This is a genomic window from uncultured Hymenobacter sp. (assembly GCF_964242765.1).
GTDB lineage: Bacteria > Bacteroidota > Bacteroidia > Cytophagales > Hymenobacteraceae > Hymenobacter.
In genome coordinates this window covers 1-15,257 of record NZ_CAXTBM010000071.1, presented here as the reverse complement: position 1 = coordinate 15,257, position 15,257 = coordinate 1, and the positions used below count along the sequence as shown (strand labels likewise).

General features: G+C 57.2%; 10 protein-coding genes. 6 read left to right on the top strand and 4 right to left on the bottom strand.

The window, feature by feature from the left end; translation table 11 throughout:
• Together ACFE7X_RS21385 and ACFE7X_RS21380 are read right to left on the bottom strand one after the other, a co-directional pair.
• Nucleotides 1-1,634 (bottom strand): DEAD/DEAH box helicase (locus ACFE7X_RS21385; protein ID WP_375437724.1); only part of this gene is annotated, 1,634 nt, incomplete at its 3' end.
• Nucleotides 1,635-2,085: 451 nt separating this feature from the next.
• Nucleotides 2,086-2,277 carry a cold-shock protein gene (locus ACFE7X_RS21380; RefSeq protein ID WP_022824769.1) on the bottom strand — a complete coding sequence of 64 codons (192 nt, stop codon included), beginning with the start codon at nucleotides 2,275-2,277 and terminating at the stop codon, nucleotides 2,086-2,088.
• Nucleotides 2,278-2,528: 251 nt separating this feature from the next.
• On the opposite strand from ACFE7X_RS21380, the gene ACFE7X_RS21375 reads away from it, so the two are divergent.
• On the top strand, nucleotides 2,529-2,939 hold the full coding sequence (locus ACFE7X_RS21375; protein WP_375437723.1) for an acyl-CoA thioesterase: 411 nt from the start codon (nucleotides 2,529-2,531) through the stop codon (nucleotides 2,937-2,939).
• Between the two features lie 11 nt (nucleotides 2,940-2,950).
• Here ACFE7X_RS21375 and ACFE7X_RS21370 read toward each other — a convergent pair whose 3' ends face one another.
• Nucleotides 2,951-3,328, bottom strand: a complete 378-nt coding sequence (locus tag ACFE7X_RS21370; protein WP_375437722.1) for a hypothetical protein — start codon at nucleotides 3,326-3,328, stop codon at nucleotides 2,951-2,953.
• 124 nt (nucleotides 3,329-3,452) lie between these two features.
• Between ACFE7X_RS21370 and ACFE7X_RS21365 the strand changes: the two genes are divergently transcribed.
• The 4 genes from ACFE7X_RS21365 (at nucleotide 3,453) to ACFE7X_RS21350 (ending at nucleotide 11,490) form a co-directional block, all read left to right on the top strand.
• Nucleotides 3,453-7,064, top strand: coding sequence for a UvrD-helicase domain-containing protein (locus ACFE7X_RS21365; RefSeq protein WP_375437721.1), 3,612 nt, complete (start codon nucleotides 3,453-3,455; stop codon nucleotides 7,062-7,064).
• 120 nt (nucleotides 7,065-7,184) lie between these two features.
• On the top strand, nucleotides 7,185-8,429 hold the full coding sequence (locus ACFE7X_RS21360; RefSeq protein WP_375437720.1) for a TCR/Tet family MFS transporter: 1,245 nt from the start codon (nucleotides 7,185-7,187) through the stop codon (nucleotides 8,427-8,429).
• Between the two features lie 270 nt (nucleotides 8,430-8,699).
• Nucleotides 8,700-9,167, top strand: coding sequence for a (2Fe-2S)-binding protein (locus tag ACFE7X_RS21355; protein ID WP_375437719.1), 468 nt, complete (start codon nucleotides 8,700-8,702; stop codon nucleotides 9,165-9,167).
• Nucleotides 9,168-9,282: 115 nt separating this feature from the next.
• On the top strand, nucleotides 9,283-11,490 hold the full coding sequence (locus ACFE7X_RS21350; protein WP_375437718.1) for a molybdopterin cofactor-binding domain-containing protein: 2,208 nt from the start codon (nucleotides 9,283-9,285) through the stop codon (nucleotides 11,488-11,490).
• Nucleotides 11,491-11,683: 193 nt separating this feature from the next.
• Here the strand turns inward: ACFE7X_RS21350 and ACFE7X_RS21345 are convergent, their stop codons facing one another.
• Nucleotides 11,684-12,187, bottom strand: coding sequence for a vitamin K epoxide reductase family protein (locus ACFE7X_RS21345; protein WP_375437717.1), 504 nt, complete (start codon nucleotides 12,185-12,187; stop codon nucleotides 11,684-11,686).
• A gap of 221 nt (nucleotides 12,188-12,408) precedes the next feature.
• On the opposite strand from ACFE7X_RS21345, the gene ACFE7X_RS21340 reads away from it, so the two are divergent.
• A partial coding sequence (locus ACFE7X_RS21340) for a DUF559 domain-containing protein (protein WP_375437716.1) occupies nucleotides 12,409-15,257 on the top strand: 2,849 nt, incomplete at its 3' end.

The window sequence follows — 15,257 nt, the reverse complement described above, 5'->3', positions numbered from 1 at the left end:
TCGCCGAAGTTGCCGCCTTCCTGCTGCGCGTCACCTTCTTGCCGCGGCGTTGCCACGTTGAAGGATACCGGCCGACCGTTGATGCTGGTGCGGCCGAGCTGGCTGACAATTTCTTCGGTGAATTCCGATGGTACCTCCACAAAGCTAAACTTGTCGTAGAGCGAGATGTCACCCACTTTCGCCGCCGTGAGAGCTGTGTTTTCAGCAATCAGGTCTACGATGTCGCGGGGATGAATCTGGTCTTTCTTGCCCATCGTGACAAAGAGGCGGGTGTAACCGGGACGGGCAGCGCCCTGCGTGCGGCTGGCGTCCAGGCTTTCCTGCGCGCGTTTGTCCTCTTTCATCGTCATCTTCAGCAAAGCAGCCGCCACGTCTAACGACGTGATGCCATCTTCCTGATCCTGGTCGAGCAGGCGCTGCACGCGGCTTACGTACTTATCGAGGTTGCCTTTGGTGATGACATCCTTGATAGAGTTGAGCATGAGCGTGGTTTTCACCTCCGACACATCCTCGAATGAAGGCACCCGCTCCTGCTTAATGGTAGCCTTGGTGAAGCGCATAATGTCGCGCAGCTTGTAGATGTCGCGGCCACTCACGAAAGTGAAGGCCTTGCCCAACTTGCCGGCGCGGCCCGTACGGCCGATGCGGTGCACGTAGTATTCTTCGTCGGCGGGCAGGTCGTAGTTCACTACCACTTCCACGTTCTCTACGTCGATGCCACGGGCAGCTACGTCGGTGGCTACCAGGATTTCTAGAGTGCCTTTGCGGAACTTGTCGAGCGTGTTCTGGCGCTGCTGCTGGCCCATGTCGCCGTGCAAGCCTTCGGCGAAATACCCTTTGGCCTGCAAGTCGCCCACAATTTCGTCAACCATACGCTTCGTGTTGGCGAAGACAATGCCCGACTTGATGTTATACATATCGATGAGGCGGGTCAGGACATCCTTCTTCTGGGGGCCGCGTACTTCGAAGTAGCTCTGCTCGATGTTGGTAACCGTCATTTCCTGATGGTTCACCTTCACGATCTGCGGATCTTTCTGGTAACGCTTAGTCATGTCCATGATCGGCTTGCTCATGGTAGCCGAAAAGAACACGGTCTGGCGCTCCTGTGGCATCTGCTTCAACACCGTCTCGATATCGTCGCGGAAGCCCATATCCAACATTTCGTCGGCCTCATCAAGGATGATCATCTTGCAATGCTCCAGCTTCAACGTACCACGCTCGATGTGGTCCATTACGCGGCCAGGAGTGCCAATTACAATTTGCACACCACGCTCTAGGGCGCGGAATTGCCGGTCGTAGGAGCTACCCCCGTAAATCGGCACAACGGCCAAGCCACGCTTGTATTTACCGAGCTTTTGAATTTCGCCGGAAACCTGCACGGCCAGCTCGCGGGTTGGGCACAGCACCAGGGCCTGCACCTCACGCGAATTGGTATCTACTTTCTCGATAGCGGGGATGGCAAAAGCCGCCGTTTTGCCAGTACCCGTCTGGGCCTGGCCGATAACGTCGCGGCCTTCGAGCAGCACGGGGATGGCCGCGGACTGAATCGGGGAGGCTTCTTCATAGCCTACTTCCGAAATAGCACGCTGCATTTCTTCTGAGAGCGAAAGCTCTTCAAATCTTACTTTTTCCATTTTTGTGTTTGATGGAGTGGAGACACTACGCTCTGAAAACAGCAAATTCAGCGACGCTCTTCTCCCACTCTCTCACAACGACAAGTGACGGAAGCAACGGACGGAAGACAAAGCCGGCCAACAATTTTTACTAGGCAGCTGTAAGCTGCGCGGAACGAGGCCGTTCTCAAATGCGGCTGCAAAGGTAGCGACTATTTAACGCAATAGCTATAGCACGGTTACTATTTCTATCTATAAAGCCTCATCATGTGGCGCCCAGTGAAACCAAGTCGAAGCACCTCGCGTGTTGAGACTGCCGTGCTCAAACCAGGTTACTGCTCTAAGGCAATACTACGACTTGGCTACGCCAGCATGACAAGGCTTTGTCAACAGCGACAGCAGTGAAAGTAGAACACAAAAAAAGCAGGCCCTTTGGAGCCTGCTTTTTAATCGTATCCGAAAGCGGATTGGACTAAGCCAATTTCACTTTTACGGCGTTCAGGCCTTTACGACCTTGAGCAATTTCGAACTGAACCTTGTCGTTGTCGCGGATTTCGTCGATCAACTCGGTAACGTGAACGAAGATGTCTTCGCCAGTCTCGTCCACTTTGATGAAACCAAAGCCTTTGGTCTCATTGAAAAATTTTACAGTTCCTGTCTGCATGGTACTTTTGTGATGGATGATTTTTAAGGAAAGCAGCACTCAACTCCGCTTTCCCTTCCTTACGAAAGTACTCAACTGGACTGTGTAAACCACTTTTTCTTAAGTTTTCCCAAAGATAGGAGAAGTTTCCAACTTCGTAGCGTCGACGTACAATATTATATCTCGATAGATGCGTACAGCCGAGGTTAAGGGGTGCGCGTTTCTGTGTTCCTTTGCCTGAACGCCTGCTACTTCACTCCGCTTCTATTCCTATGGAAACGCCTGCCTTCCGCTTCGCCCGCCTTATTACTGTACAGCCTCAGGATATTGACGAGCTGGACCACGCCAACAACGTGCAATACGTGCAATGGGTACAGGATACCGCCGCCGCGCACTGGCATACTGCCTACCCACCGGGCGAAGGCCACTCCTATATATGGGTGGTGCTGGAACACCTTATCCGCTACCACCACCCTGCCCTGCTCGGCGACGAGCTACGCTGCACCACCTGGATAGGCGACGTACGCGGCGCTCAAAGCCAGCGCTTCGTGCGCATCGAACGCGCCGCAGACAACAAGCTACTTTGCGAAGCCGAAACGCAATGGGTGCTGCTCGATCCGCAGACCAAGCGGCCAGCGCGGGTGACGCCAGATATGATAGAGCGGTTGTGGGGGGAAGTGTAGAGAATGCCACTTCACCATCGGATCATATTTATGAATTGGTCGAATTTTTCTTTGCCCGCGTCAGCAGGATATTGGCGCACGAACTCAGGTTTTTGATAAGGTTTGGCAAAATATTTAAACTCCCATTCCTGTCTATGTTGGTCGAACAACACATGTAACGTTTCTCTTTCCCACTCGATGTCAGGGTAGATACTTACGACCAGCCTATCTAGTGATGTGAAGGCATATAACTTTGTAGAAAGGGGCGACGATTTTATTTTTTGCACAAGGTCTAAAAGTGGGATAAGCCTCCAACCACGATTAATAAGCTCGGTATAACGGCCTTCGATAACTTCCCAGCCTACCGCTTTCGTAGTGGATGCATAATAACTCCCTCTTGCTTTAATCATCAGGCAATCTTGTAGGTGAGAAGTGAAAGTTACACAAGCCTAGCACGCCGTTGGGTGAAATGTTGATATTCTCGCTCATCGTTACTGGTTAGCTACCGCAATACCTGATATACCTTTTTCTAAAATGCCCGCCACCTTCCGCATCTACTCTTCTTCTGCCGGCTCTGGCAAGACCTACCAGCTTACTAAGGAATACCTGAAGCTAGCGTTGGGCGACGAAGACCCAGGGTATTTCAAACGGATACTCGCCATCACCTTCACCAACGATGCGGCGGGGGAAATGAAAGAACGCATTATTGGGGCGCTGAGGCGGTTTGCATACCCACAGGAAGGCGAGGCGGACACGCTGTTAGCGGAAGTGGCAGCGGAACTAGCTGACGAAGGCAAGATGCCCCGCTTTGCCGCCACCGACGAGGAACGGCAGCAGGAAGTGCGGCGGCGGGCCCAGACAACATTTCGGCTGGTACTGTACCACTACGCCGACTTTGCGGTGAGCACCATCGACTCGTTTGTGCAGCGCATCGTGACGGCATTCACGCGGGAGTTGGGCTTGCCGGCTTCTTTTGAGGTGGAGTTGGATACGGAAGCCGTGCTGCAAACGGCCGTAGCGGCGCTGCTGGAGAAAGTGAACCGCGACCCGAATTCCAAATTGCTGGCCCGTACGCTCAGCGAGTACGCCTTGAGCCGGGCCGAGGACGGCAAAAGCTGGAACAACCTAGCGGGCGAGCTGGTGGAATTCGGTGGGTTTCTCTTCAATGAGACTGTGCACGAGGCAGTGGCCCAGCTCCAGACACTCACCCTGCAAGATTTTCGGCGGCTGCACGAGACGTTGCGCAAACGACAGGAACAGATTGAGGCCGAGTTCCGGGCTATGGGCGAGCAAGCCACGGCGGCCCTGGCGGCGGCCAACGTAACGGAAACCGACCTGTACCAAGGCCGGAGCGGCATCTTTGGCTACGCCACGAAATGGGAAGAGCGTCTGCTACCCGAGAAAGAGGCCAACAGCTATGTGCGTGCCACCGTGGAGCAAGACAAGTGGTACAGCGGCAAAGTAAAAACCGAGGCGGACCGCCAGCGCGTGGACGGCGCCAAAGTGGCGCTGCTAACAGCTTATGAGCAGTTTGAGCGACTGCGCACCACAGTGCTTCCTGATTATTTGCTGCTAGCAGCCATGCAGCCTTACCTGTTTCACGCCTCACTGCTTAGTGAGCTAAACAAGATTGTAGATCAGGTGAGCCGGGAGCGGAACATTGTGTTGATCAGCGAGTTCAACCGCCGCATTGCCAGCATTGTGCTCACCGAGCCGGTGCCGTTCTTATACGAGCGGCTAGGCGAGCGGTACAACCACTTGCTGATCGACGAATTTCAGGACACGTCGGTGCTGCAATGGAACAACCTGCTGCCGCTGGTGGAAAATGCTGTGGCTACCGACAACCTTAGCTTAGCCGTAGGCGACGCCAAGCAGGCCATTTACCGCTGGCGGGGCGGGGAGATGGAACAAATTCTGCGCCTGCACCAAGGCCAGACCGAAGCGTTGGTGAACCGCGCCAACAACCCCGAAATGCAGAACTTGCTGCGCGAACGGTACGTCACCCTCGACCAAACCCTAGAGCCGGCCTCGCTGAACGTGAATTACCGGTCGGCAGCGGAAATTGTGGGGTTCAACAACGACTTTTTCAGCCACATCCGGCAGATGCACGCGGCGTTTCCGTTGGTGCAGGACTTGTTTGGTGAAGAGTTTCAGCAGACCGTGCCTCAGTCGGTGGGCCAGGAGCCGATGCACTTGCCAGCAACCACCCCTACCGAGCAAGACAAGGAAGAAATCGACTTCAGTTCGCCGGGTTCTAGTCTTGACTACATTCTCTCCACTCCTTCCGATTTCGAGAACCCGCAAGCGCCTCGCCCTTCTCCTGCAAAGCAGAAAAGGAAGTTAGTTGCAGAGGCAACCGGCCACGTGGAAATCCTTTTCACGCAAGACGATGCGCCGGCCCAACTTTATGATGCCGACTACCGCGCCTATAAGGACGAGCCGCTACCAGGCTACCCCAGCGGGGCCAGCCTCGACTACGACGAAAGTACGCTCTACCTGACGCTGGCGTTGGTGGAGCAAGCCTTGCGCGACGGGTTTCATCTGCGCGATATTGCCGTGCTTAGTCGGCGGCGGCGGGGCAGTCGGTTGGTGGCTAAGTTCTTGAAGGAGCGCGGCTACGACATTATTTCCGCCGATTCGCTGTCGTTGGAGTTTGCCGAGGTGGTGAATTTGCTGGTGGCTGTTTTCCGGGTGTTCAACCAGCCCGCCGACACGCTGGCGCGCGCCGAGGCGCTGCTCCTGCTCGATAAAGTGGTGCAACGGGTGTCCCCCACTCCGGATCGGGCTCGGCACATTGCTACGCTGGCTAACGCCGAGCACGCCGCTGATTTTTACGAGGAATTCCGGACGCTAGGCTACGACTTGCGAGAGCAGGAAACCGGCAACCTGGGGCTCTATGAGCTGACGGAGCGACTAATTGGCTTGTTTGGCTTGCTGGGCCGCAACGGCGAAAGTGAATACTTGTTCCGCTTCCTGGACTTGACCCTCGAATACAGCTTGCGCTTCGGCAACAATCTCAACAACTTCCTGGCTTACTGGGACCAGCGCAAGAGCGCGCTCAGCATCAATGCCCCCGCCGGGCGCGACGCCATTACCATTACTACGGTGCACAAAGCCAAGGGCTTAGCCTACGGCGTGGTGATTGTACCCTTTGCCGATTGGAGTTTGGAGCCGTTTCGGGCCACATTGCTGTGGGGCCGCTTATCGGAGGAAGTTAAGCCGGTGGCTGAGATGCCCGCGGTGGCGGTGGTACCCCTTACCAAGGCGCTTACGCGCACGGCCCTGGCCAACCAGTACACGGAGGAGCGCGAAAAGACGTTTCTAGAGGGCCTGAACATGCTGTATGTGGCTTTTACCCGGCCCCGCCACCGCCTCTACATCATCACCAAACGCACCGAAACGGGCCGCAAAACCAACACTACGGACACCGATACGTCTTCTGAAGTGGCGGGTAATCCGGCCCGCAATGTGGCCGAGCTGCTCTATAACTATCTGCGACACCAAAACCGTTGGCAGGACGAGCAGATATCGTTCGTACTCTCGGAAGGCAGCTTTGCCCCGCCAGCAAGCAACCGCGGCCCGGAAAAAACCAACAACTTTCTCTTATCGAACCTGGAAACGGCTCCCTGGGAAGAGCGGCTACGGCTGCGACGGCACGCCACTACCGTTTTCGACTTCGATGAGCAGGAGCGGCTAGGCGAGTGGAACCGGAAGTTGCACTATGGGTTGCGACGCCTGATACTAGCCACTGATGTGGAGCGCGTAGCGCGGCAGTTGGTGGCCGAAGGTCTCATTAGCAGTAAAGAGCGGCCGGCCCTCGAAGACCGCCTCCGTAAAGTGGTGGAACACCCGCAATTAGCCCATTACTTCGGCACGCAGGTATCGGTGGAAACAGAGCGCGAAATTCTGGTGGGTGGCGTGAAGCGGCGCGACTACAAACCCGACCGGGTGGTATTTGGAGCAACGGCCTTGGCTACCGGCCGGGCCGGCACCCGCGTAACCTTAGTCGATTTCAAGGTGCCGCCGCCGCAACCTTATCATCGTCGGCCGTTGCAGCAATACGCGCAGTTATTCCGCCAACTCGGCTACGAGCAAGTGGAGTGCGTGCTATACTATTTCGGTACCGAGGAAGTGGATGTGTTTTAATTGATCGAGCTAAAAAGACAATATTATTAGCAACCTTAAAGCAGTTGACTAGTATATTTAGCACAACAAATGCAAGGTTATCTGCATTTGTTGTTTTCGTCTGATCTAACCGTATTAAGTATGGCCGCTATTTCTGCTCGCAAGCCCGCACTAGCCTTCATTTTTATTACGCTGCTCCTTGATGTTATTGGCTTCGGCATCATTATTCCGGTGCTACCCAAGCTGATTACCCACCTCACGGGCGAACCGCTTAGCGCCGCCGCGCGCTACGGGGGCTGGATGGGTTTTGCGTTTGCGGGCATGCAGTTCCTGTTTTCCCCGGTGCTCGGCAACCTCTCCGACCGGTTCGGGCGGCGGCCCGTGCTGCTGTTTGCGCTGTTCGGCTTCGGCCTCGATTACCTGTTTCTGGCGTTTGCGCCGAGCATAGCGTGGCTGTTTGTTGGGCGCATTATTGCCGGCATCACCGGGGCCAGCTTCACTACCGCCACGGCTTATATTGCCGATATCAGCACGCCCGAAAATCGGGCCCAGAATTTTGGCATGATTGGGGCCGCGTTTGGGTTGGGCTTCATCATTGGGCCGGTGATTGGGGGCACGCTCGGGCAGTTTGGGCCAAACGTGCCGTTTTTGGTTGCTGCGGGCCTAACCCTGCTCAACTGGATGTACGGCTTTTTTGTGTTGCCGGAATCATTGGCCAAGGAAAACCGCCGACCTTTCGAATTGCGGCGCGCCAATCCTATTGGCTCGTTGAAGCTGCTACGCCGCTACCCCGTGATTCTGGGCTTAGTTGGCTCCTTGACACTGGTTTACGTAGCGGCGCATGCCACGCAGAGCACGTGGTCGTACTACACGATGTACAAATTCCACTGGAATGAGGCGTGGGTAGGCTATTCGCTGGGCGCGGTTGGGCTACTGACGGCGCTGGTGCAAGGCGTCTTGATTCGTTACCTCAACCCGAAGCTAGGCGCGACCCGGTCGGTGGTGGTGGGGCTGGGCTTCTACGCGGTAGGATTCCTGCTATTTGCGTTTGCCCCATCGGGCTGGTTTATGTTTGCTTTCTTGGTGCCCTACTGCCTTGGCGGCATTGCCGGACCCGCGTTGCAGGGCATTATGTCGGGGCAGGTTCCCCCGACCGAACAGGGAGAGTTGCAGGGGGCACTTGCCAGCTTGGTTAGCCTCACCGCCATTGTAGGGCCGCCCCTGATGACCAATTTGTTTTCGTTTTTCACTGGTTCCCAGGCGCCGGTGCATTTTCCGGGCGCGGCATTTCTTACTGGCGCGGTGCTCACCGTCGGGAGTTTGCTACTGGCTATGCGTTCCTTGAGTGGCTATGAAGCTCCAACGGCAGCGGCTGCCACCGAGTAGCTCTCGTTCTGAAACCGGTTTCGACTACAGCAACTAGGGTTTAGGCTGTAGCGTACGAAGGTTGCCCCTTGCCCGCCAAGGAACTACGCTATTGCAGCAACCCGGCTTCAATTCTTTGTTTACAAATTATTATCTCTTTATCTCTTGACAAGAGCTGGTACAGCGCTGTTTCATGCAAGTTAAACAATAGGTTACGCCTAAACCTCACGCTATAGCCAAGTCTAATACGGCCCCACGCATCTTTTTAGCTGGACTGGTAGTATTTCCTATATGGACGCCAACTTGACTTTACTGGTGAACGGGAAACAGCATACGTTGCGCGTTGACCCGGCTACGCCCCTGCTCTATGTGCTGCGCAACGACTTAAGCCTGAACGGACCCAAGTTTGGCTGCGGCCTACAGCAGTGCGGGGCCTGCATGGTGCTACTCGATGATATTGCGTGGCCTAGTTGTCAACTGCCTGTCCATCAGGTAACCGGCGGCGTTGCCATTACCACCCTCGAAGGCCTAGCCCAACCAGACGGTACGCTGCACCCGGTGCAGGCCGCTTTTGTACAAGAACAGGCGGCGCAATGCGGCTATTGCCTCAACGGCATGGTTATTTCGGCGGTGTCGTTGCTGCGGCAATATCCTAAGCCCGATGAAGCAGCTATTCGCAACGGGCTATTTCGGGTGCTGTGCCGGTGCAGCGTGCAGGCCCGCGCCATCCGGGCCGTGCAACGGGCCGCCGGGGTGTAACGCTTTAGTTGTTGACGGAAGCACACAACAGCTCTGCAACACTATATAGCTACTAATCAAGTCGTTCGACACCAGCAACGAATTACCACGCACGAGTTTAGCGTTACCTAGTCCTATGTCTCACTCCACTCCTACCGCCTCGCGCCGCGATTTTCTGAAGGGTGCGGGCTGCCTAACTATTGGGTTTGTCTTATTCGGGGCCAACTCACTGGCCGCTGAGGAGCCAAAAGGCCCCGAGTTACCCGGCAGCTTGCAAGACAACCCGCGCATCAATGCGTGGCTGGAAGTGCTGGCCGATGGCCGGGTACGGGTACTGACCGGTAAAATTGAAATCGGGCAGGGCATCCGAACTGCCGTAGCGCAGATAGCGGCCGAGGAGCTGGATATGCCGCTGGAGCGAGTGGAAGTGGCACTAGCCGAAACGGGCCGCACCCCCGACGAGCGCTACACCGCCGGTAGTGCCTCCATCGAGCAAAGTGCCATGTCGGTGCGTTACGCGGCGGCGGCGGCTCGGCAGAAGCTGCTGGTATTGGCGGCCGCCCAGTTTAAAGTCATGCCGAGCCAGTTGGCGCTTCGCAACGGCGGCGTGCGCACCACTGATGGCCGCCAACTCAGCTTTGCGCAACTACTTGGCGGGCAGCAGCTCCAAGACGAAGTACGGCTCCCTATCCGCCTCAAACCCAAGGCCGACTACCGCTACGTGGGCCGTCCCATCCTCCGCGACGACATAGAGCGGATGGTCCGCGCCGAAACCTATTATGTACAGGACTTACGGTTTCCGGGCATGCTGCACGCCCGCATCCTGCGCCCGCCCACCTACGAGGCCAAGCTGGAAAGCTTCGACACCAAAGAGTTGAAAAAAGTTGTGCCCGGCGTGTTGCAAGTGGTGATAGACGGCAGCTTTGTGGGCGTGCTGGCCGAGCGCGAATACGACGCCAAGCTAGCGCAGGACTTCGGACTGCTGCACGCGCGTTGGTCGGGAGGCCGAGTTTTACCCGCTGGGCAGCCCCTAGCGGAGCACCTGCGCCAGCTACCGGCCATCAACAAGCGCACTACCAATAAAGGCCACTTCAGCGGAACTGCTGGGGCCACGTTGCGCGCCAGCTATTTCAAGCCCTACCTCATGCACGGTTCCATTGGGCCAAGCTGTGCCGTGGCACTGTTCGAGCAAGGCAGTCTGCACGTCTGGACCCACAGTCAGGGGGTGTACCCGCTGCGCGATTCGCTGGCTAAGCTCTTGCAACTGAGTTCGGAGAACGTCCACGTGAAAGGCGTGCCGGGTTCGGGCTGCTACGGCCACAACGGCGCCGATGATGTGGCGGCCGACGCGGCGCTCCTGGCCCGCGCCGTACCTGGCCGCCACGTACGGGTGCAGTGGAGCCGGGAAGACGAACACGCCTGGGAACCCTACGGCAGCGCTATGCTGCTGGACCTGGAAGCTCGCCTCGACGCCAAAACTGGCCGCATCACGCACTGGAAGCACGAGCTGTGGTCGGATACGCACAGCACCCGGCCCGGCGGCTCGCCCGAAAAGCTGCTGGCGGCGCAGTATCTCGCCCAACCATTCCTGCCCAAGCCCGAGGACGATGTAAGCGGCGGCATCTACCGCAACTCCGAACCCTACTACGATTTCCCGGCCGTGCGCGTGGACACGCATTACGTGCAAGGCCCTCTGCGGGTGTCGGCGCTGCGCAGCCTCGGCGCTTTCGGCAACGTATTCGCCCTCGAATCTTTTATGGAAGAGTTGGCAGTAGAAGCCGGTCAGGACCCGTACGAGTTTCGCCTGCGCCACCTGAAAGACGAGCGGGCCAAAGCCGTGCTCCGCAAAGTGCGGGATATGGTGCAAAATGAAAAGTTAGCCCCGCGCGAGGGGCTTGGCGTGGCCTTCGCCCGGTATAAGAACCAAGCGGCCTATTGCGCCGTGGTAGCTAAAGTAACGGTAGCTCCTGAAGCCGACGGCTCCACGATTCGGGTTCCGAAAATCTGGAGCGTTATTGATGCCGGCGAAGTCATCAACCCTGATGGCTTGAAAAACCAAACCGAAGGCGGCCTCATCCAAGCTGCCAGCTGGACGCTCAACGAGGAAGTGCACTTCAACGCCCACCAAGTCACGACGCGGCAGTGGGAGCAGTACCCCATCTTCCGCTTCGATGAAGTGCCCCTGGTGGAAGTGGCCGTGTTGGACCGCCCCACCGAGCCGCCTCTAGGTGCTGGCGAAGCCGCTCAAGGTCCCACCGCCGCCGCCATTGCCAATGCCGTATTTCGCGCCTGCGGCAAGCGTATCCGGCAGCTCCCGATACGACCGGAGAAGCTACTGGCCTAGAAGGCGCTACAAAAACAAGAACGGAGCCGCTATACTTTGGCTAGCGCCTCTGCATGACGGCTCTGTTCTTGTAGTGTTTTCTCGAACAACGTAGAGACGCGACACTTCGCGTCTTGGTGTTGCTGACGTTGTTTAGATTGTGCCACTGGATCTGTTCAACGCCCAGACGCGAAGTGTCGCATCTTTACAGCTATTACTCTTTGCTCAGCAGCTTTTTTATACCCTTCACAGCTTCCGGCACGGCCAGCGCCAACGAGGCAACGGATGCTACCGTGGCTACCTGGCAGTAAAAGCACAGCGCCTTGTTTTCCTGCCACTCTTCCTGGCCTAGTTTCACTGTGGTTAGCGTGTCGAATAGGGTTTTGAGGCCCATGGCTACCGGCAGGACGGGTTGCTGGGAGGCGCGGTGTAGGCCGCCAGCGCCGGCCAAACAAGCAGTGAGGCCATAGGTGACCATCATGGGCAGCGCATCGGGAGTGTCGAGGCGCTTGTAGGCGTAGTCGGAGGCGTCTACTTTATCGGAATCAAAAGGGCCGACGGGTGGGTCGGGCAGGTGCTTGATGATGCCGGTTTGATAGAGGCTTACAATTTGGCCCGCGGCCACCCCAAGAATGGAAAGGCCGATTATCCAGCGGCGGCGGGTGAGGTCGGCGCTTTGGCCGTTGCGGAGTTGATAGCTAAGTTCGGTAGGATTCATGAAGGCCAGTTTTGCAGTGGAGGACTGCAAAAGGGTACGACAACGGCCAGGGTTGAGTTAGCGAGGAGCTTCCAGAATTCTTCACCGTACAACTTCTTTCTCTCGTTGGCAGCATTTCAAACAGGCATTCAAGTGCCATTCGGAGTTTTGTTAGCTGTTGCCAACTATTTACCAAGGTTTCCAGGTTTCCACTGAACTACCGCAAAGTATCTTTACTCCCAATGAATCAGCCTCTCCTTTCTGCCCCTACTGCCGCTGCTACCACTGCCACCAACTCTTTCCTCTCGCAGGCTGCCCACGATTTAGTGAGCCGCTACTCGCCCGAGGAGCTGTCGGATTTGGTGGTCGTGGTGCCCACGCGGCGGGCGGTGGTGTATCTGAAGAACGAGTTGGCCATGGCGACCAGCGCGGGTGAGGCCCTGTGGAGCCCCCGCGTGGCGGCCATGGAAGACTACATGGTGGAGCTGGCCGGCGTGCAGGTGGAAGAACCCATTGCCCTGCAACTGCTGCTCTTCGACATTCTCAAAGGCATCGACAAAGACCTGGATTTCGACCGGTTCGTGGGTTGGTCGGGGCTGCTGCTCCAGGATTTCTCTAACCTCGACCAGAACCTGGCGCCCGCCAACAAGGTGTTTGAATACCTGTCGCAGGCCAAGGCGTTGGAGCGGTGGGAACTAAGTGAAGCCCCGTCGCCGCAGTCGATAACGGGGGCGTATTTCAAGTTCTGGGACGACCTCACGAAAGTGTACTACCGCCTGCGTCGCCGGATGCTGGAGCAGCGCGTCGCCTACCCCGGCCTGGCCTACCGCTTGGCGTCGGAACGCATGACGGACCAGGTAAAGAACGGCGCGACGCCTGCTAAGCACATCTTTTTGGGTCTCGGCTACCTCTCGAAAGCGGAGTTTGCGCTGATTGATGTACTGCACCGCGCGGGCCGGGCCGAAGTGCGCTTCGACGCCGACCTGTTCTACCTCGACTTCGATTCGCCGAACCGCGCTGGGCAGCACTTGAAAAACTACCTGAAACGCTGGGCCCCGCCCGCTTTCGGCGACTTTGGTGCTCCCACCGACTTGCTGCGCACCCTACCGCGGCACGTACGCTTCGTGGGCGTGGCCAATGCCAGCATGCAAGGCAAAGTGGCCGGCCAGCTCCTGGCCGAAGCCCGCTCGCAGTTCCCTAACAGCACCGTAGCCGTGGTGCTGCCCGACGAAACCCTGCTGCTGCCCGTGCTGCACGGCCTGCCGCCCGAGGCCGTGCCCGACTACAACGTGACCATGGGCCTCAGCTTCCAGAGTACGCCCCTGTTCAACCTCGTGGACTTGTTGTTCGAAGTGCACCTGACGGGCATCCGAGAAGGCACCGCCGAAACCGGCTACGGCGTGCCGCGCTACCACCACTTAGCCGTGAACAAGTTGCTGAGCCACCCGTTTTTGCGGCGCTACCAGCAGTGGCTCGACCGGCAGCCCGACACGAAATACCACGGCTTGCTCGACGGGGTGTGCCGCGAAATTGTGAAGCGCAACGCCGTGCTGCTGCCCGCTACCGAGCTACTGGAAATCGGCAAACACCATCCGCTTATCGAGGCGCTGTTCAAGACCTGGGACACCTGCGACGATATTATTGCGGCCTGCTACACGCTGATTGACTTGCTGAAACAAGTGTACACCGAGCAGCACTCGGCCATCGAAGCCGAGTACTTGTATCTGTTTTACACCTTGGTCAAGCGGTTGGATTCGGTATTCGACTGCCGGGAACAGCGGCTGTCGGTGCGCTCGTTCCGGCGGTTTCTCTACGAGCAGATGGCCCGCACCCGCCTGCCTTTTTCGGGCGAGCCGATTGCCGATGTGCAAGTAATGGGCTTGCTGGAAACCCGCGCCCTCGACTTCGACCACATCATTCTGCTGAGCTGCAACGAGAACGTGCTGCCGGCCCCCAAGCGCCACACGTCGCTCTTCCCCTACGACGTGCTGACCGAGTTCCGCATGCCCACCTACGCCGACCACGAGGCCGCCACCTCCTATCAGTTCTGGCGCCTGCTTCAGCGCACGCGCCGCGTGGACCTAGTGCACGTACTGCCCGGTGCCGAAGGCACGCGCACCGGCGAGCGGAGCCGGTTCTTACTGCAAGTAGCCAACGACTTACTGCCGCAGAATCCGAGTATGGTATTGGAGGACCTGACGGCGCAGGTGGCAGTTCTGAAGGGGCCTCACCCCCCGGCCCCCTCTCCTATGGGAGAGGGGGAGCTAGACGTCACACCTACAGTTCCACCTGAGGTCGTTGGGATTTATGATGATGGGACGCTGCACTGGACTACGGCGGACCCAAAAGCCTATCAGAAAACAAAGGGGTATGGGCGGACCATGCGTAAGGATCCCACAGCGGCAGAAGATGCACTGTGGCAGGCTTTGCGTGGCCGTAAATTAGCGGGCAAACCTAAATTCCGGCGTCAACATCATATCGGCCAGTTTATAGTTGATTTTGTGAGTCTGGATGCATGGTTAGTGATTGAGGTGGACGGCGAAATCCATAATCAGCAAGAGCAGGCAGAATACGATGCCGGACGGACATATGAGTTGCACAACAAAGGCTTTCAGCTGTTACGCTTCAGCAACGAGGAAGTGCTGAACCAGTTGCCAGCGGTACTGGAAAGAATAGAAGCTGTGCTAGAAAGCAAAACTGCACCTACCAATCAAGCTCACGGTTCCTTATCTCAACCTAATCTACAATCCCCAAATAGTACCCGAGCCGCCGTGGCTCCCCCCTCTCCCCTAGGAGAGGGGGGCCGGGGGGGTGAGGCCTTACCAGAACGGACTATCACCAACGACTTGGTTCTGGAAAAGGACCTGGGTATGCTGGCTGCGCTGCGTGAGGTGCTGATAAAAGGACTCTCCCCGACCGGCCTCAATGAATACCTGAACTGCTCCCTGAAATTCTATTTCAACCGCATTGCTCGTTTCCGGGAGGCCGAGGAAGTGGAAGAAGCCCTCGGGGTTGATGGCTTCGGAACAATAGTGCACGAGGTATTAGAGGAGTTATTAGCCCCGTTTCAGCGCAGTGGCAAGCCCCTGAC